Genomic DNA, 17766 nt, shown 5'->3' on the forward strand with positions numbered 1-17766 from the left:
TTTACTTTATTTTTATGGTATGAGGCTCGGCTTGAAACAAAGCCGCTGCATAATGATGCGAAAAGGCCGTCTGAAAAATATTCAGACGGCCTTTTTTAGGTGATTGCTTAATGCAGATTAAGGCACTACCACGCCATTTTTGCGCTGTTTTTCAATGGTTTTGTTGATATACCATTGTTGGGCGATGGTCAAAATATTGTTGACCACCCAGTAGAGCACGAGACCTGCGGGGAAGAAGAAAAACATCACCGAGAAAATCACCGGCATCAGTTTCATCATTTTCGCCTGCAGAGGGTCGGTTGGCGGCGGGTTGAGCGAGGTTTGGATAAACATGGTGATGGCCATGATAATCGGCAGGATAAACCAAGGGTCGGGGCGGCTCAGGTCGGTAATCCAACCGATCCACGGCGCTTGGCGCAGCTCTACCGATGTGAAAATCGCCCAATACAAGCCGATAAACACCGGAATTTGCAGCAGCATCGGCAGGCAGCCGCCGAGCGGGTTGATTTTTTCATCTTTATACATCTTCATCATGGCTTGTTGCAGCGCCATGCGGTCGTCGCCGTATTTCTCTTTCAGTGATTGCAGGCGCGGCGCCACGGCGCGCATTTTTGCCATCGAGCGGTAAGAGGCATTGGTGAGCGGATAGAGCACGGCTTTCACAATAATGGTGAGCAACACAATCGCCCAGCCCCAGTTGCTGACATAATCGTGCAGCTTGTTCAGCAGCCAAAACAGCGGTGAGGCGAAAATATGCACTTTGCCATAATCTTTGGCCAATTGCAGATTGTCGGCCACTTGGCTGATTACGCTGGTGGTTTGCGGACCGGCATAGAGCTCAATCGGGAAATCCAGTGTGGCACCGGCGGCAATTTCAGGCAGCGGCACACGGGCGCCTGCTGAATAAAGATTGTCGCTACGGCGGCTGATGTCGATTTGACAAGCGCCGTTGGTGCACACGCTGGTGCCGTCTTTCGGCTGCAAAATCCAGGTCGACATAAAATAATGCTGAATCATGCCCACCCAGCCCGAATCGGTGCGGCGCACATATTCGGCTTGGTCGCGGCCGGATTTGAAATCATCGTCTAAATCGCTGAAGGTCACTTTTTCAAATTTTCCGCTCGGTGTGTAGAGAACGGGGCCGGTGTAGGTGTGGTTGAAATAGCCTTCGCCATCGGGTTTGCTGCTGTCGCGCAGCATGCGGTAGGCCGCATCCAGCTTCACCGGCTGGCCGCTTTGGTTGGTGATATCGAAGCGGATATTGATTAAATAGCTGCCTTTATTGAAGGTGTAAACCTTGTCGATTTTCAGGCCGTTGGTTTCCGGCGCACTCAGGCGCACTTCCACTTGGTCGCCGGAGAGCGTGTATTGCTTTTGCGGCGCTTGAAACGGCACATCTTTCAAAAGCAGCTGGCCGTTGGCATTGAGCAGGTCGGATTGGGCGACATAGGTGTAGGCTTTGCTGTCGTCAAACAGCACAAAATCTTTGCCTTCATCGCTGCTGGCGTTGTATTTCAGCAAATACAGCGCGCGCAAATCGCCGCTTTTCTCATCAATCACGGCTTTTACCGTGTCGGTGGTCACCGTGATCGGGGTGATGGGGCTGAGCGTCGCTTCTTGAGCCGTATTATTGGCCGGGGCGGTTTGCTGTTGGCTTTGTGCGGCCTGTTGTGCGGCAGTCGGCTTCGGGCTGGGGAACATTTGCTCCCAGCCGAGCAGAATCAGCAGCGCAAGGCTGAAAAAAACCATTAGTCGTTTGAAATCCATAGTTTTTCCTGATGGTGCTTGTGGTAATGGGTTGAGGTGTCTTTCAGACGGCCTCATTAAAACGCTATAAAATAACAGATAAACGCGGCTTACGGAACAGGGTCATGCCCGCTGCCGCCAAAAGGATGGCAACGGGCAATGCGCTTGAGTGCCAACCAGCCGCCTTTGAATGCGCCGTGTTTGCTCACGGCTTCCACCGCATATTGCGAGCAGGTGGGGGTGTAGCGGCAGCGTGGCGGCAGCATCGGGCTGATGGCATATTGGTAAAACCGGATCAGCAACAGCATCAGCCGGGCCGGGATATTCATTTTTTCACCCGCATCAATTGCGCCAATTCTGTGCGCGCATCGGCGGCATTGCTGCGGTCGAAACGCTGTCGTACGCGCACCACAAAATCATGCGGCGGCAGCTCGTGGCGGTGCAGGCGGAACCATTCCCGAATCACGCGCTTCATATAATTGCGCGCATTGGCGCGTTTGGCGGCTTTTTTGCTGACCACAAGCCCCAAGCGTGCATGCTCAAAGCCGTTGTTTTCAGATTGTAAAACCTGCAACAGTAGGCGGCTGCGCTGCTTGCGCAATGCAAAAACGGATGAAAAATCATCCGTTTTTAATAAGCGATACTGTTTGCCAAAGCGCGCGTTCACCTTACACGGCCAAGCGTTTGCGGCCTTTGGCACGACGGGCAGCCAAAACGGCGCGGCCGCCGCGGGTTTTCGAGCGAACCAAGAAGCCGTGGGTGCGTTTGCGGCGGGTAACGGAAGGTTGATAAGTGCGTTTCATGTTGTTTCCTAAAATTATCTGAAAATCAAACCGAGAATTACACCCCAAATCGCAGGCTTTGTCAATCAATATCATTAATCAATTTAAAGGGCTGGCGTAAAAACCGCCAAGATGCGGGCGGTGCCGAATCGGTAAGATGTTCGTGGCGGTGGCTGGTGAAGTTGGTTATAATGGCCGGATTCTTTGCCGTATGCCGACATCTATCATTCGGCAGGGTGCTTGAGGCAATGTGCGCCGGTCAATTGGTGTGTTATCGCTTTTGCAGCGGGTGGCTTTCATTGAAATGACAGCCAAATCATGCTGCTATACCGGCGAATGGTTTGTTGGGAATGGTTTTTGGCGGCCTTGGCCGTTTGTTTCTTTTTAAGAATTGCATTTGATATGACGCTTGCAGAATTTTGGCCGCAATGCCTGCGCTACCTCCACTCAATCATGACGCCGCAACAGTTTGATACTTGGATTGCGCCGTTGACGGTGGGTGAAGAAAACGGCGCCTGGGTGATTTACGGTAAGAGCCAGTTTGCCTGCAATCTGTTGAAAAACCAGTTTGCTGCGCCCATCGAGCGCGCCCGTGCCGAGCTGGCACCCGATCAGCCGGCGCTGCTGTTTAAAGTGGGGCGCGGTCAAAGCCATGCAATGGCCGCGGATGAAGGTGCGCAAGCTGCAATGGGTAATAGCGTGCCGCTGCCCGAAGTGGAAACGGTGCAAATGCCGTTGCCCAAAGCGGCTAAAAGTGCCCAAGATATTCTGGCCGACCGCATCCGCCATTTGCCCGAGCAGCAAGGCGGCCGCAAGCAGGAGGCGCAAGCTGCCGCCGGGCAGAAACATGCCAAAGTAAAAAAAGAGGCTGCTGCCGATTTGGCCGCGCAACGCTATGCGCAAACCAATTTGTCGGCCGACTATACTTTTGAGATGCTGGTGGAGGGCAAGGGCAACCGCATGGCGGCCGCGGCCGCGCAATCTATTGCGGAAAACCCCGGCCAAAGTTATAACCCGTTTTTTCTGTATGGCAGCACCGGCTTGGGCAAAACCCACTTGGTGCAGGCGGTGGGCAACGAATTATTGAAAAACAATCCTGCCGCCAAAGTGCGCTATATGCATTCTGATGAATATATCCGCAGCTTTTTGGATGCCGTGCGCACCAAAAATTATGATGTGTTCAAGCAGCAATACAAGCAATATGATTTGCTGATTATCGATGATATTCAGTTTATCAAGGGCAAAGATCGCACGATGGAAGAGTTTTTCTATCTGTATAATCACTTCCATAATGAAAAAAAGCAGCTTATCCTCACTTGCGATGTGTTGCCCGCCAAAATCGAGGATATGGATGACCGCCTGAAGTCGCGCTTTTCATGGGGCTTGACGGTGGAATTGGAGCCGCCCGAGCTGGAAATGCGTGTGGCGATTCTGCAAAAAAAAGCCGAAGCCGCCGGCGTGGTGTTGGATGAACAGGCTGCTTTTTTTATTGCCAAACACATCCGCTCCAATGTACGCGAGCTGGAAGGGGCGTTTAAACGGGTGGAAGCGCGCAGTCGCTTTTTGAAAAAGCCGATTAATATTGATTTGGCCACCGAAGCGCTGCAAGATATCGTGGCCAGCTCGTATAAAATGATTACGGTTGAGCTGATTATGGATACGGTGGCCAAATATTACCGCATCAAAATCAGCGATATACTCAGCAAGAAAAGGGCGCGCAATATTGCCCGGCCGCGCCAGATGGCGATGGCGCTGACCAAAGAACTGACCAATTTGAGCCTGCCGGCCATCGGCGACAACTTCGGCGGCCGCGACCACACCACGGTAATGCACGGTGTGCGCGTGATTGCCGAATTGCGCGAGGCCGATCCGGAAATCGCCCAAGATTATGAAAAACTGCTGATTTTGATTCAAAACTGAATGTAGCCGAAGGGATAACCATGTTGATTTTACAAGCCGAGCGCGATGCCTTACTCAAGCCCCTGCAAGCCGTTACCGGCATTGTCGAGCGGCGCCACACCCTGCCGATTTTGAGCAATGTTTTGCTGGAGAGCGTGCACGGCCAAACCAATATCTTGGCCACCGACCTGGAAATTCAAATCAACACCCACGGCCCGCACAGCGATGCCGAAGATTTCCGCATCACCACCAATGCCAAAAAGCTGCAAGATATTTTGCGCGCGCTGCCCGAAGGCTCGCTGGTGGCGCTGGATTGGGCGCAAAACCGCCTCACGCTTAAAGCAGGCAAATCGCGCTTCAACCTGCAAACCCTGCCGGCAGAAGATTTTCCGCTGATGAGCATCGGTGAAGACGTGAGCGCCGCTTTTTCGCTGCCGCAAGAAGCGTTTAAAAACATGCTCTCGCAAGTGCAATACAGCATGGCGGTGCAGGATATCCGCTATTATCTCAACGGCTTGCTGATGCAGGTGGAGGGCGACCAGCTGCGCTTGGTGGCCACCGATGGCCACCGCTTGGCTTTTTCGGCTACCACCATCGATGCCGATCTGCCCAAAGCTGAAGTGATTCTGCCGCGCAAAACCGTGTTGGAGCTTTTCAAGCTGCTCAATCAGCCGAGCGAGCCGATTACGGTGGAGCTGCTCAACAATCAAGTGCGCTTCCGCTGCAACGACACGGTGATTGTGAGCAAAGTGGTGGACGGCAAATTCCCCGATTTCAATCGCGTGATTCCGTTGGATAACGACAAAATTTTCTTGGTCGGCCGCACCCAGCTTTTGGGGGCGCTGGAGCGCGCCGCCATTTTGGCCAACGAAAAATTCCGCGGTGCCCGCCTGCAATTGCAACCCGGCCTGCTCAGCGTATTGTGCAGCAACAACGAGCAGGAAGAAGCGCGCGAAGAGCTCGAAATCGCTTATCAGGGCGGCGAATTGGAAGTGGGCTTCAATATCGGCTATTTGATGGACGTGCTGCGCAATGTGCATGCCGACGATATGCAGCTGGCCTTTGGCGATGCCAACCGCTCCACGCTGTTTACCATTCCGAACAATCCCAATTTCAAATACATTGTGATGCCGATGCGGATTTAAACGCAGTTTCCATGCTGCTGTGATTTAAATACAAAGGCCGTCTGAAAGGTTTTCAGACGGCCTTTGTGTGTATATAAAGGCTGAAAAAATCAACAAAATCAGGTATAATACACAGTCTTTTGGCGGAAATTTTGCAAATGTGTTCCGCCTGTGTTTTTTCACCTGCTTTTTAAATGGGTGAGAAAAAAATCCGTTTAAAATCATTAAGAAAAGATTTCTTATGACTCAGCAACAAAATTATGGCGCCGACAGCATCAAAGTGCTCAAAGGGCTGGATGCCGTGCGCAAGCGCCCCGGCATGTATATCGGCGACACACAAGACGGCACCGGCCTGCACCATATGGTGTTTGAGGTGCTCGATAATGCCATCGATGAAGCGCTGGCCGGCCATTGCGACACCATTTCAGTGGCCATCAATGCCGACAATTCCATCACCATTCAAGATAACGGCCGCGGCATTCCCACCGATATCCACCCCGAAGAAGGCCGCTCGGCAGCCGAAGTGATTATGACCATCCTGCATGCGGGCGGCAAATTCGACAACAACAGCTACAAAATCTCCGGCGGCCTGCACGGCGTGGGCGTGTCGGTGGTGAATGCCTTGTCCGACTGGCTGCGGCTCACCATCTACCGCGACGGCAAAGAGCATATTGTCGAATTCAAGCGCGGCGAAGCCGTGGCACCGCTCAAAGTGGTGGGCGACACCGACAAAAAAGGCACCAAAGTGCAATTTCTCGCCAGCGAAGAAACTTTCGGCTTGGTGGAATACCACTTCGATATTTTGGCCAAACGCATCCGTGAATTGTCGTTTCTGAATAACGGTGTCGGCATCAAATTGGTCGATAAGCGCGACGGGCGTGAAGAAGATTTTGCCTTCAGCGGCGGCGTGGCCGGCTTTGTGCAATACATGAACCGCAAAAAAAACCCCTTGCACGAAAAAGTGTTTTACGCGCTTGGCGAAAAAGAGGGCATGAGCGTAGAAGTGGCGATGCAGTGGAACGACAGCTATCAGGAAAGCGTGCAATGCTTCACCAATAATATTCCCCAGCGCGATGGCGGCACCCACCTCACCGCCTTGCGCCAAGTGATGACGCGCACCATCAATCAGTATATCGAAGCCAACGAAGTGGCCAAAAAAGCCAAAGTGGATACCAGCGGCGACGATATGCGCGAAGGGCTCACCTGCGTGCTGTCGGTGAAGCTGCCCGACCCGAAATTTTCTTCGCAAACCAAAGACAAACTGGTGTCGAGCGAAATAGGCCCGGTGGTAAACGAAGTGATCAGCCAGGCCTTAACCGATTTTCTGGAAGAAAATCCGCAAGAAGCCAAAATCATCACCGGCAAAATCGTGGATGCCGCTCGAGCGCGAGAAGCGGCGCGCAAAGCGCGTGAAATCACCCGCCGCAAAGGCGTGATGGACGGTTTGGGCTTGCCCGGCAAGCTGGCCGACTGCCAAGAAAAAGATCCGGCGCTCTCGGAGTTGTATCTGGTCGAGGGCGACTCCGCCGGTGGCTCGGCCAAGCAAGGCCGCGACCGCAAATTTCAGGCTATTTTGCCGCTTAAGGGCAAAATTCTGAATGTGGAAAAAGCCCGTTTTGAAAAAATGCTTGCCAGTCAGGAAGTGGCCACGCTGATTACCGCGCTCGGCGCCGGCATCGGTAAGGAAGAATTCAACCCCGCAAAGCTGCGCTACCACCGCATCATCATCATGACCGATGCCGATGTGGACGGCGCGCATATCCGCACGTTGCTGCTCACTTTTTTCTACCGCCAAATGCCTGAGCTGGTGGAGCGCGGCTATATCTATATCGCCCAGCCGCCTTTGTATAAAGCCAAACACGGCAAGCAAGAGCGCTATTTGAAAGACGAGCAGGAAAAAGATCAATTTCTACTCGGCTTGGCGCTGGATAAAGCCCGCATCGTTTCAGACGGCCGCGTGCTGGAAGGCGAAGAGCTGGCCAAAGTCGCCAAACAATTTTTGTTGGCCAAAGCCGTGGTTGAGCAAGAAAGCCGCGTGATTGACGATTTGGTGTTGCAAGCCCTGATTTATGCCGATGAAATCGACTTGTGCAGCGCCGAGTCGGCTGATGCCGGCATCGCCACGCTGCGCCTGCTGCTGGATGAAAAAGAAGTGGTGCTTGAGCGTGTTGACGGGCAAGATGGCAGCTATTTCATCAAAATCACCCGCAAGCTGCACGGCAATGTGATGGTAAGCTATATCGAGCAGAAATTCTTGGCCGGAAAAGCCTATCAAACGCTGTTGCAAACCGCATTGATGCTCAACGGCCTTATCGGTGACGATGCCGTATTGTTTAAAGGCGACACCGAGCAGCCGGTGGCAAGCTTTGCAGAAGCACTGGCCATTCTGATGGCCGGCGCACAAAAAGGCATGTCTATCCAACGCTATAAGGGTTTGGGCGAGATGAACCCGGAGCAGCTGTGGGAAACCACCATGGATCCGGCTGTGCGCCGCCTGTTGAAAGTGCGCATTGAAGACGCCATCGCCGCAGATGAAGTGTTTGTTACCCTGATGGGCGACGAAGTGGAGCCGCGTCGTGCATTTATCGAAAGCAATGCACTGGTGGCGCAGAATATTGACGTTTGATGATTGCGTTGAGCATAGGCCGTCTGAAACTTTTTTCAGACGGCCTATTTTTAAGGTTTATACTTTGAAGCGATATTGCTTTGATATAAAATGCCAAAAGTGTCGATCAATAAAATAAAACTATAAATCAATGTGTTATGATTTTTTGGTTTGCTTCAAACCAAATGCCTGTTGGTGCAGATACAGCACATTTCAGTTGTGCAAAGGCCGTCTGAAACGAATGCTTTCAGACGGCCTTTATTTATTCTGTTTCTTTTTTGCGCTTCGCCCGCGGGTGGGCTTCATCGTAGATTTTCGCCAAGTGGTCGAAATCGAGCTTGGTGTAAATCTGGGTGGTGGATAAATTGCTGTGGCCGAGCAATTCCTGCACGGCGCGGATGTCTTGTGCGGCTTGCAGCAAATGGCTGGCGTAGCTGTGGCGCAGCATGTGCGGGGAGAGGTGTTGCGGGCTGCCTTGGATGAGCGCCCATTGGCGCAGGCGGTTTTGGATTTGGCGTTGGCTCAAGCGGCCGCCGTGGCGGTTGGTGAAGAGGGCGTTTTCGCCGGCGATGGCGGCGCGCGCGGCAAGCCAGGCTTTGAGTGCGGCAATGCTTTTTTGCACCAAAGGCACGCGGCGTGGTTTGTTGCCTTTGCCGATCACGCTCACCCAGCCTTCTTGCAGCAACACATTGTGAACATCCAGCGCGTGGATTTCCGATAAGCGCAGGCCGCTGCCATACATTAATTCGAAAATGGCATGATCGCGCACGGCCAGCGTGTCGTCGGGCGTGTCTTGATCAAGCAGGCGGTTGAGGGCTTCTTGTTCAACGGCTTTAGGCAGCCGTTCGGGCGGCTTCGGCGCTTTGAGGTTGTGCGCCGGATTGTGTGCCAACAGCGTTTGCGCCACCAGATAATCGCTGTATTGCCGCCACACGGAAAGCTTGCGCGCCATGCTGCGCGGGTGGGCATCTTGTTGGGAAAGCTTTTTCAGGGCGGCCACGAAATGGCGGCGTTGCGGCGTTTCGCTGTGGCGCTCTTGCGGCAGCAATTGCACGAGCTGCGCTAAATCGCGGCGATAAGCGGCCAAGGTGTGGGCGGATTTGCCTTGCTGCTGCAAGCTGAGCAGCCAGGCATCGGCATAATCGGCAAAGTGCGCAAGCTGCATCATCAGGCCGTCTGAAACTCAGCGGCTCAGGCTGACTTCGATTTCGAGATCGGTCAGGTCGAGCTGCCATTGCTGCATGATGTGTTGGAACAAAGCCAGCTCGGCATCGTTGAGGGCATGGTCGCTTTTGCAGATGCGCAGGGCGGTGGCGAGGGTGTTGATGCGCTGCGGCCGCTCGCTCACTTCGGCCAAAAGTGTGTTGACGCGCTCGGGCTGGAGCAGGTTGATGCGCTCGTTGCCCGCTTCGGCCACTACGTCTTCGAGATAATGGGCGAGCACACGCATAAATTCGGGCTGGGTGATGCCGATGGCTTCGTAAAAAGCCGGTTGCAGCTCGCTAAATTCGCTGGCATCGATATCGCTGTCGGCCATAATGCACATGCTGACAATGCGGGCCATGGCTTCGGGGCTGTTGTGCGGATAGCTTCTCATAGGGTTTCCTTTGCTCGGTTGGGAGGCGTTCAGACGGCCTCGAGTATGGCTCTGAAGCGTTCGGGAATGGCGGCTACTTTTTGTGCGCCGTAGTCGAAGCACACCATGCCGGTTTGCGCGCGGGCGATGGTTTGCCCATCGCCGCAACGCTCGATTTCGTAGTGCAGCGCAAAGCCGCTGCGGCCGATGTCGTTCGCGCCCAAACGGATTTCCAATTCGTCGCCGTGGTGCGATTGGGCGGTGTATTGCACGGCGGCATCGGCCATAATCAGGCCGGCGCCGCCGATATTGATTTCGTTGAACCCGTGCGCCGCAAGCCAGCGTAAGCGCGCTTCGTGGCACAGGCGCAACACGGCATCGTTGGCCAGATGGTTGCCATAATTAATGTCGCCGATATTCACCCGGATGCGGGTTTGAAAAAGCACCGCCTGCGGGGCGGCTACGGTGATGCGCGCCATGATTTTTCCGTGTTGTGGTTGGGTAACAGATATTAGCATTGATTCGGCCTGCGGATGCTGCCGGCAAAGTTGTTTTATGTTAATCTTAAATCAAACCAAACAAACCCGTTTGTATGACTAACCAGGAGAATGCTATGTATCAGAAAATCATGGTGCCGGTAGATGACAGCAAAACGGCATTGCGCGCATTGGAAGAAGCCTGCCACGTGGCACAGGCAGTAGGCGCTTCGGTGTATGCGGTGCATGTGGTTGATTTGGCGCAGTTTAACTGGGGCACTGCCGAATTCGGCGACAGCTTGGCCTTGCGCCGCGCGGTGGAAGAGGCCGGCGAAAAAGTGTTGGCACACACATCCGGCATATTGAATGCGGGCAAAGTGCCTCATGAAACGGCTATTTTGGAGAGTGGCGGCGATAAAATTGCCGATTTGCTCTTGGATGCGGCTTCGGAGCAGCAGGTGGATTTGATTGTGATGGGCACCCACGGCTTCAGCGGCTTGCTGCATCTGCTTTTGGGCTCGGTGGCCGAGGGGGTGGTGCGTAAATCGCCTGTGCCTGTGCTGCTGGTGCGCAGCCAGGATGAAGATTAAATAGCCAAAGGCCGTCTGAAAAGTTTTCAGACGGCCTTTTTCATGCGTTTTCTACGCTTTTAAAATACGATAATAGCCAATTTAAAAGATGGATATCGTGCCTTAAGCCTATATTATTCAGAGCCGGCACGCAGCGTGGGGCAGCGTTGCAGCGCGCCCATTGCGGTGTCGACAATGCGCGGTGCGATTTCATTGATATTGAATTGCTCGGGGTTGTTGAGCCAAATTTCGCACAAGCCGGTGAGGGTGGATATCAGATAAACGCCGGCCAAATCCACATCCAGGCTTTCAGGCAGCGTTTGCTGCTGGATGCAAAGCAGCAAAGCGGCGTGTATTTGCTCATGCCACATGCGCTGATAGCGCGTCATCACATCGATAATGGCTTGGTTTTGCTCGGTGTGCTCGCATTTCAGATGCAGAATATGAACAAATTTGCGGTGGATTTCATTGTTTTGCATGCGCTCGTATAAATTGAACAGCGCATGGCGCAGGTTTTGCCACATATCCGAATTGCCGTTGGCAATATCATCGGCCATTGTGGTGCTGAAATCGTCGAAAATATGCTGAAATAAGGCATCAAATAAATCTTCTTTATTTTTGAAATGCCAATACAATGCGCCGCGGGTAACGCCGGCGGTTTGGGCGATTTCATTGAGTGAGGCGCGGGCAACGCCGCGAAGATAGAATGTGTCCAATGCGGCCAGCATCAGATATTCGCGGGTTTTCATGGCTTCGGCTTTGGTTTTGCGCATAATAATATGGAGATAGGGATAGGGGTGTAGGTTATTTTTTGTAAAAATGACAAGCTGTTAGGTGTGCGGCTATTATAATGAGTAACTTTAATACATGCAAGGCTGTATGTATAGCGCACGAGAATATCCGGCAACCACGCAGGTTGCGGCCTTTCAGACGGCTGTGAATATTTCATTTATTGTGAATTATTTGCAGCCTTGTTGTCTTTTCAAATAGAGTTTGTTTTTTTATTATCAATATCAAGATAGGAAAAGAAATGGCAAATATCGGTTTACCGAAGTCATTAAAGCTGGCCACTTTAGCCGTGGCAGCGTCATTAGCGCTGGCTGCGTGCGGCGGTGAGAAAAACGATGCGGCCCAGCAACAGGGCGCTGAAGCGCCGGCACCGGTGGTGGGTGTGATAACCGTGCATCCGTCGCAAGTGACGGTTGGCACAGATCTGCCCGGCCGCTTGGAATCACGCCGCACGGCCAATGTGCGTGCACAGGTGGGTGGTATCATTCAAAAGCGTTTATTTGAAGAAGGTTCTTATGTGCGCGCCGGCCAGCCGCTTTATCAATTGGATAATGCCACTTATGTGGCCAACCTCGAAAGCGCTCGTGCGCAGCTGGCCAGTGCAGAAGCCGGCTTGGCCAAAGCCAATGCCGATTTGGCTCGCTATAAACCGCTCGTGGATGCAGATGCCATCAGCAAGCAGGAATACGATGCGGCCGTGCAGGCCAAGCGTGCCGGCGAGGCGGCGGTGAAATCGGCGCAGGCGGCGATTCAGTCTTCGCAAATCAATGTGAACTATGCGCGCATTACCGCGCCGATTTCGGGCTTTATCGGCCAATCCAACGTGTCTGAGGGCACGCTGATGTCGGCCAACGACAGCACCGTGCTGGCCGTGATTCAGCAAACCAATCCGCTTTATGTCAACGTTACCCAATCGGCCAACGATGTGATGAAGCTGCGCCAGCGTATTGCCGCGGGCGAGCTGCAATCGGTTAACGGCGCGATTGAAGTGAGCATCTTTTTAGAAGGCGGCAGCGAATATCCGCAAAAAGGCCGCCTGCTGTTTGCCGACCCCACGGTTGATCAATCCACCGGCCAAGTGACTTTGCGTGCCGAAGTGCCCAATGCCGACAATATTCTGCTGCCCGGCCTGTATGTGCGCGTGGGCTTGCCGCAAGGCCGTATCGACAATGCTTTTGTGGTGCCGCAGCAAGCGGTAACGCGCGGTCAGAAAGACACGGTAACGGTGGTGAATGCCGATGGCACCATGGCGCCGCGTGAAGTAACGATTGCCCAACAGCAAGGTGCCGATTGGATTATCACCGGCGGCTTGAAAGAGGGCGATAAAGTGGTGGTAGACGGCACCATGATTGCCGGCCTGATGGGCGCGAAAAAAGTAACGCCCAAAGAATGGCAACCTGCCGGTGCCGCCGCCCCTGCTGCGCAAGCCGCTTCCGCGCCCGTTCAGACGGCCTCAGAAGCCAAAGCCGCATCCGGCGCCCAATAAGGAGGCAGCATGGCTAAGTTTTTTATTGACCGCCCCATTTTTGCGTGGGTAATTTCGATATTTATCATTATTGCCGGTGTGTTGGGCATTAATAATCTGCCGGTGTCGCAATATCCGTCGGTGGCCGCGCCCACCATCACCCTCACCGCCACTTACCCCGGCGCCTCTGCCCAGGTGATGGAAGACAGCGTGTTGGCCGTTATCGAGCGGAACATGAATGGTGTGGAGGGGCTGGATTATATGACCACCTCCGCCGATTCGAGCGGGCAGGGCACGGTAACGCTCACTTTCACGCCGGAAACCGATGAGAATATGGCGCAAGTAGATGTGCAGAACAAGCTCTCAGAAGTGGAAGCCACGCTGCCGGCCACGGTGCGCCAATACGGTGTGTCGGTGTCTAAAGCGCGTTCCAACTTCCTGATGGTGATTATGCTCTCTTCAGACACCATTGCGATTGACGAGCTGACGGATTATGCCGAGCGCAACGTGCGCCCCGAATTGCAACGTATCAGCGGTGTGGGCCAAGTACAGTTGTTTGGCGCGCAACGGGCGATGCGTATTTGGGTAGACCCGCAAAAGCTGCAAAACTACAACCTATCGTTTGCGGACGTGTCTGCCGCCTTGCAAGCGCAAAACGTGCAGATTTCAGCAGGCGCTATCGGTGCTTTGCCGGCCACTGCAGGGCAGGCCATTACCGCCACCATCACCGCTGAAGGCCAATTGAGCACGCCGGAAGAATTCGGCAACATCATTTTGCGCGCCACCGGCAGCGGTGCCAACGTATACATCAAAGATGTGGCGAGGGTTGAATTAGGCAGTCAAAGCTATGCCACTTCCGCACGCCTCAACGGCAAGCCCACCGTGGGCATGGCTGTGATGCTTTCCAATAGCGGCAATGCTTTGGCCACCGCCACTGCTGTGAAGGCGCAGATGGCTGAATTGGAAGAATATTTTCCAGGCGATGTGACTTGGACGGCTCCGTATGACACCTCTACTTTTGTGTCGCTTTCTATTGAGGAAGTGGTGCGCACATTGATTGAAGCAATGGTGCTGGTGTTTTTGGTGATGTTCTTATTTTTGCAGAATATCCGCTATACGCTGATTCCGACCATTGTGGTGCCAATTTCCTTGCTGGGCGCTTTTGCCGGCATTTGGTATTTGGGCATGTCGATCAACGTGTTGAGCATGTTTGCGATGGTGTTGGTGATCGGTATTGTGGTGGATGATGCCATTGTGGTGGTGGAAAACGTCGAGCGGATTATGACCGAAGAAGGTTTGCCGCCGGTGGAAGCCACCAAAAAAGCCATGAGCCAGATTTCCGGCGCGGTTATCGGCATCACGGCGGTGTTGATTTCGGTGTTTGTGCCGCTGGCGATGTTTAGCGGTGCCACCGGTAATATTTACCGCCAGTTTGCACTCACCATGGCGCTGGCCATTGCTTTCTCAGCCTTTTTGGCGCTCTCGCTTACCCCTGCTTTGTGTGCGAGCATGCTCAAGCAGATTCCCAAAGGGCATCACGAAGAGAAAAAAGGCTTCTTCGGCTGGTTTAACCGCAAGTTCGGCAGCCTCACGCACCGTTATGAAGGTGTAGTGGCGAAGATTTTGCGCAAGCTTGGCCGCATGACCATTATTTATTTGGCTTTAGGCGCAATCGCGGCTTTTGTATTCACCCGCCTGCCCACTTCATTCATGCCGGATGAAGACCAAGGCTATGTGATTATGAGCGTGCAATTGCCGGGCGGTGCCACCAAAGAGCGCACAGACAATACCTTGGCGGCAGCCACCGATTTGGTGCGCGGCATGCCCGAAGTGGAAAATGTGATCGGCGTGTCCGGCTTCAGCTTTTCAGGTTCCGGCCAGAATATGGCTTTGGGCTTTATCATGCTGAAAGATTGGGCGGAGCGCCCGGATGCAGGCAGTGATGCGATGTCGTTGGCCGGCAAGATGACCGGTGCTTTGATGGGCACGATTAAAGATGGCTATGCCATTGTGATCAACCCGCCGGCCATCAGTGAATTGGGCAACAACTCGGGCTTCACCATGTATTTGCAAGACCGCAACAGCAGCGGCCACGAGGCTTTGCTGGCTAAGCGCAATGAGCTGCTCGGCAAAATGCGCCAAAGCCCGATTTTGAAAGATGTGCGCCCTTCCGGCTTGGAAGATGCGCCGCAGCTGAAAATCGACATCAACCGCCAAGCCGCTGCCGCGCAAGGCATCAGCTTTTCCAGTATTCAGGCCACGTTGGCTTCGGCTTTGGGCTCGACCTATGTAAATGACTTCCCCAATCAAGGCCGTCTGCAACGGGTGATTGTGCAGGCAGAAGCCGCGTCGCGCATGCAGCCGGCAGACATCTTGGCACTGACTGTGCCCAACAGCAGCGGTGTGGATGTGCCGCTTTCCACCATTGCTACTGTGGCTTGGGAAAATGGTATGGAGCAGAGCCAGCGTTTCAACGGCTATCCGGCCATGCAACTCACCGGCGCACCTGCCGAAGGCTATTCTACGGGTGATGCCATGAACGAAGTGCAACGCTTGGTGGATGACTTGGGCGGCGCTTACAGCTTGGAATGGACCGGCCAGTCGCGCGAAGAAATCAAAAGCGGCTCGCAAACCATGATGCTCTACACCTTTGCCGCGATTGCCGTGTTCTTGGCTTTGGCTGCTCTTTATGAGAGCTGGTCGATTCCGATGGCGGTGATTTTGGTGGTGCCTTTGGGCGTGCTGGGCGTGGTATCCGGCGTGTGGTTGCGCGGTTACGATAATGGTATATACTTCCAAATCGGTCTGATTACCGTGATGGGTTTGAGTGCGAAAAATGCGATTTTGATTATCGAATTTGCCAAAGATTTGCAGGCTCAAGGCAGAACGGCGCTGGAAGCGGCGCTTGAAGCCGCACATCTGCGTTTCCGCCCGATTATCATGACTTCGTTGGCGTTTATTCTGGGTGTGGTGCCGCTGTATATCGCATCGGGTGCCAGCTCGGCCAGCCAACGTGCAATCGGCACCAGCGTGTTTTGGGGCATGAGCGTGGGCACCTTCCTGGCGGTGTTCTTGGTGCCGCTGTTTTATGTGGTGGTGCGCAAGTTCTTTAAAGGCGGCAATCGCCAGCAAGAACAACTTGCAGCGGAATCTGCCCACGCCGGCATCAGCGTGGATGAGGTCGAGCAACATACGGCCGAAGCAAGCTTGAATGATGAAGAAAAACGCGATCTGCATGACGACAAGGATCAAAAATGAATGTAATGAAATTTAAACCCGCCATCAGCGCTGCTGCGGTGAGCTTGGCCTTGTCGGCCTGTGCCATGATTCCGAAATACGAGCAGCCTGCCGTGGCCGTGCCGGAAACATTTCAGCACGACACAGCGCCAAGCGGCATTGTGGCGACTTCATTGGGCTGGCAAGATTATTTTGCCGACCCGCGCCTGCACCGCCTGATTGAAATCGCGCTCGAGCGCAACACCGACTTGCGTGGCGCGGCGCTCAATGCCGAAGCCGTGCGCGCGCAATATATGATCAGCCGCGCCGCCTTGCTGCCCGGCATCAATGCCAGCGGCACCGGCCAGCGCGGTCGGGTGGCGCAAGACTTGAGCGGCACCGGCCAGCGCGGTCGGGTGGCGCAAGACTTGAGCGGCACGGGCAGCTCATATGTGTCTTCCGCTTACAATGTCGGCTTAGGTGTGACGTCTTATGAGCTCGACTTGTTCGGCAAGGTGCGCAGCACCAGCCAAGCCGCATTGCAGAGCTATTTTGCCAGCGTGGCCAGCCGCGATGCCACACACTTAAGCCTGATTTCATCGGTGGCCAAAGCCTATTTCAACGAGCGCTATGCCGAAGAGCGCATGGCCTTGGCGCAGCGGGTGCTGCAAACGCGCGAGCAAACCTATAAGCTCACGCAGCTGCGCCACCGTGCCGGCGTGATTTCGGCGGTGGATTTGCGCCAGCAGGAAGCCTTGATTGAATCGGCTAAGGCCGATTACGCCAGCGCCGTGCAGGCGCGTGAGCAGGCGCGCAATGCCATGGCGGTGCTGTTGAACCAGCCGCTGCCGGCCGATTTGCCCGCCGGCTTGCCGCTGAGCCGCCAGTTTGCCATCAAGCAATTGCCGGCCGGTTTGTCGTCTGAAGTGTTGCTCAACCGCCCGGATATCCGCGCGGCCGAATTTGCGCTGAAAAGAGCCAATGCCAATATCGGCGCGGCGCGGGCGGCATTTTTCCCCAGCATCAGCCTCACCGGCATGATCGGCACCGGCTCCACCGAGCTGAGCGGTTTGTTTAAAGGCGGCAACAGCACGTGGACATTTGCGCCCAGCATCAATCTGCCGATTTTCAACTGGGGCAGCAATGTGGCCAATTTGGATTACGCCAAAATCATGCAGCAAGCGGAAATCGTGAACTACGAAGCCGCGGTGCAATCGGCTTTCCGAGATGTGTCCGATGCCTTGGTGGCACGAGAGCAGCTGGATAAAACCTATGCTGCCAACGCGCAGCAAAGCAAGGCTTATGCCGATGCGCTGCGCTTGATCAACCTGCGCTACCGCCACGGCGTGGCCAGCGCGCTGGATCTGCTTGATGCCGAACGCAGCAGCTATGCTGCCGACACCACCCAGCTGGCCACCCAGCTCACCTTGCTGGAAAATATGGCCGATTTGTATAAGGCTTTGGGCGGGGGCTTGAAGCAGCACACGGAAACAGCGCAACCCTGAAAGGCGTAAAGCCC

General features: G+C 54.3%; 15 protein-coding genes. 7 read left to right on the forward strand and 8 right to left on the reverse strand.

The window, feature by feature from the left end:
• Nucleotides 1-117: 117 nt before the first annotated feature.
• The 4 genes from yidC to rpmH form a co-directional block, all read right to left on the reverse strand.
• Nucleotides 118-1767 (reverse strand): membrane protein insertase YidC, encoded by a 1650-nt coding sequence (yidC, locus tag LVJ78_RS02150; protein ID WP_132954448.1) that lies wholly within the window; start codon nucleotides 1765-1767, stop codon nucleotides 118-120.
• Between the two features lie 89 nt (nucleotides 1768-1856).
• Nucleotides 1857-2075, reverse strand: a complete 219-nt coding sequence (gene yidD, locus LVJ78_RS02155; protein WP_132954449.1) for a membrane protein insertion efficiency factor YidD — start codon at nucleotides 2073-2075, stop codon at nucleotides 1857-1859.
• Nucleotides 2072-2413, reverse strand: coding sequence for a ribonuclease P protein component (rnpA, locus tag LVJ78_RS02160; protein WP_132954450.1), 342 nt, complete (start codon nucleotides 2411-2413; stop codon nucleotides 2072-2074). Before rnpA ends, yidD begins: the two co-directional genes overlap by 4 nt.
• Before the next feature lies 1 nt (nucleotide 2414).
• Entirely contained in the window at nucleotides 2415-2549 is a 135-nt protein-coding gene (gene rpmH / locus LVJ78_RS02165) for a 50S ribosomal protein L34 (RefSeq protein ID WP_004283944.1), read from the reverse strand.
• A 381-nt stretch (nucleotides 2550-2930) separates the two neighbouring features.
• Between rpmH and dnaA the strand changes: the two genes are divergently transcribed.
• From dnaA to gyrB, 3 genes are all read left to right on the forward strand, one after another.
• The gene (gene dnaA, locus LVJ78_RS02170; RefSeq protein WP_132954451.1) at nucleotides 2931-4448 is read left to right on the forward strand and encodes a chromosomal replication initiator protein DnaA; all 1518 of its coding nucleotides are present in this window, start codon (nucleotides 2931-2933) and stop codon (nucleotides 4446-4448) included.
• Nucleotides 4449-4468: 20 nt separating this feature from the next.
• On the forward strand, nucleotides 4469-5572 hold the full coding sequence (gene dnaN / locus LVJ78_RS02175; RefSeq protein ID WP_132954452.1) for a DNA polymerase III subunit beta: 1104 nt from the start codon (nucleotides 4469-4471) through the stop codon (nucleotides 5570-5572).
• Between the two features lie 220 nt (nucleotides 5573-5792).
• Nucleotides 5793-8177, forward strand: a complete 2385-nt coding sequence (gene gyrB / locus LVJ78_RS02180) for a DNA topoisomerase (ATP-hydrolyzing) subunit B (protein WP_132954453.1) — start codon at nucleotides 5793-5795, stop codon at nucleotides 8175-8177.
• Between the two features lie 241 nt (nucleotides 8178-8418).
• Here gyrB and LVJ78_RS02185 read toward each other — a convergent pair whose 3' ends face one another.
• The 3 genes from LVJ78_RS02185 to LVJ78_RS02195 are packed head-to-tail and all read right to left on the reverse strand — an operon-like array spanning nucleotide 8419 to nucleotide 10211.
• Complete coding sequence (locus tag LVJ78_RS02185; RefSeq protein ID WP_132954454.1) at nucleotides 8419-9324, reverse strand: tyrosine-type recombinase/integrase; 906 nt, start codon at nucleotides 9322-9324, stop codon at nucleotides 8419-8421.
• Nucleotides 9325-9339: 15 nt separating this feature from the next.
• On the reverse strand, nucleotides 9340-9753 hold the full coding sequence (locus tag LVJ78_RS02190) for a tellurite resistance TerB family protein (protein WP_132954455.1): 414 nt from the start codon (nucleotides 9751-9753) through the stop codon (nucleotides 9340-9342).
• Between the two features lie 29 nt (nucleotides 9754-9782).
• The gene (locus LVJ78_RS02195; RefSeq protein ID WP_132954456.1) at nucleotides 9783-10211 is read right to left on the reverse strand and encodes an acyl-CoA thioesterase; all 429 of its coding nucleotides are present in this window, start codon (nucleotides 10209-10211) and stop codon (nucleotides 9783-9785) included.
• A gap of 134 nt (nucleotides 10212-10345) precedes the next feature.
• Here LVJ78_RS02195 and LVJ78_RS02200 point away from each other — a divergent pair, with 134 nt between their 5' ends.
• On the forward strand, nucleotides 10346-10798 hold the full coding sequence (locus tag LVJ78_RS02200) for a universal stress protein (protein ID WP_132954457.1): 453 nt from the start codon (nucleotides 10346-10348) through the stop codon (nucleotides 10796-10798).
• Nucleotides 10799-10911: 113 nt separating this feature from the next.
• On the opposite strand, the gene mtrR is transcribed toward LVJ78_RS02200, so the two are convergent.
• Nucleotides 10912-11550: a multidrug efflux system transcriptional repressor MtrR gene (mtrR, locus tag LVJ78_RS02205; RefSeq protein WP_132954458.1), complete on the reverse strand. Its 639-nt coding sequence runs from the start codon at nucleotides 11548-11550 to the stop codon at nucleotides 10912-10914.
• Nucleotides 11551-11807: 257 nt separating this feature from the next.
• On the opposite strand from mtrR, the gene LVJ78_RS02210 reads away from it, so the two are divergent.
• From LVJ78_RS02210 to LVJ78_RS02220, 3 genes are read left to right on the forward strand one after another with little or no spacing between them, the layout of a single operon-like run.
• The gene (locus tag LVJ78_RS02210; protein ID WP_132954459.1) at nucleotides 11808-13052 is read left to right on the forward strand and encodes an efflux RND transporter periplasmic adaptor subunit; all 1245 of its coding nucleotides are present in this window, start codon (nucleotides 11808-11810) and stop codon (nucleotides 13050-13052) included.
• 9 nt (nucleotides 13053-13061) lie between these two features.
• Entirely contained in the window at nucleotides 13062-16289 is a 3228-nt protein-coding gene (locus LVJ78_RS02215) for an efflux RND transporter permease subunit (protein ID WP_132954460.1), read from the forward strand.
• The gene (locus LVJ78_RS02220; RefSeq protein ID WP_132954461.1) at nucleotides 16286-17752 is read left to right on the forward strand and encodes an efflux transporter outer membrane subunit; all 1467 of its coding nucleotides are present in this window, start codon (nucleotides 16286-16288) and stop codon (nucleotides 17750-17752) included. The genes LVJ78_RS02215 and LVJ78_RS02220 overlap by 4 nt, the downstream gene beginning before the upstream one ends.
• The last annotated feature ends 14 nt before the right edge of the window (nucleotides 17753-17766 follow it).

Source organism: Uruburuella suis, from assembly GCF_022870845.1.
Taxonomy (GTDB): domain Bacteria; phylum Pseudomonadota; class Gammaproteobacteria; order Burkholderiales; family Neisseriaceae; genus Neisseria; species Neisseria suis.

Excerpts from the sequence above, each read along its gene's own strand:
- yidC (WP_132954448.1), bottom strand. The coding sequence starts at position 1,767 with ATGGATTTCAAACGACTAATGGTTTTTTTCAGCCTTGCGCTGCTGATT.
- yidD (WP_132954449.1), bottom strand. The coding sequence starts at position 2,075 with ATGAATATCCCGGCCCGGCTGATGCTGTTGCTGATCCGGTTTTACCAA.
- rpmH (WP_004283944.1), bottom strand. The coding sequence starts at position 2,549 with ATGAAACGCACTTATCAACCTTCCGTTACCCGCCGCAAACGCACCCAC.
- dnaA (WP_132954451.1), top strand. The coding sequence starts at position 2,931 with ATGACGCTTGCAGAATTTTGGCCGCAATGCCTGCGCTACCTCCACTCA.
- dnaN (WP_132954452.1), top strand. The coding sequence starts at position 4,469 with ATGTTGATTTTACAAGCCGAGCGCGATGCCTTACTCAAGCCCCTGCAA.
- gyrB (WP_132954453.1), top strand. The coding sequence starts at position 5,793 with ATGACTCAGCAACAAAATTATGGCGCCGACAGCATCAAAGTGCTCAAA.
- LVJ78_RS02185 (WP_132954454.1), bottom strand. The coding sequence starts at position 9,324 with ATGATGCAGCTTGCGCACTTTGCCGATTATGCCGATGCCTGGCTGCTC.
- LVJ78_RS02190 (WP_132954455.1), bottom strand. The coding sequence starts at position 9,753 with ATGAGAAGCTATCCGCACAACAGCCCCGAAGCCATGGCCCGCATTGTC.
- LVJ78_RS02195 (WP_132954456.1), bottom strand. The coding sequence starts at position 10,211 with ATGGCGCGCATCACCGTAGCCGCCCCGCAGGCGGTGCTTTTTCAAACC.
- LVJ78_RS02200 (WP_132954457.1), top strand. The coding sequence starts at position 10,346 with ATGTATCAGAAAATCATGGTGCCGGTAGATGACAGCAAAACGGCATTG.
- mtrR (WP_132954458.1), bottom strand. The coding sequence starts at position 11,550 with ATGCGCAAAACCAAAGCCGAAGCCATGAAAACCCGCGAATATCTGATG.
- LVJ78_RS02210 (WP_132954459.1), top strand. The coding sequence starts at position 11,808 with ATGGCAAATATCGGTTTACCGAAGTCATTAAAGCTGGCCACTTTAGCC.
- LVJ78_RS02215 (WP_132954460.1), top strand. The coding sequence starts at position 13,062 with ATGGCTAAGTTTTTTATTGACCGCCCCATTTTTGCGTGGGTAATTTCG.
- LVJ78_RS02220 (WP_132954461.1), top strand. The coding sequence starts at position 16,286 with ATGAATGTAATGAAATTTAAACCCGCCATCAGCGCTGCTGCGGTGAGC.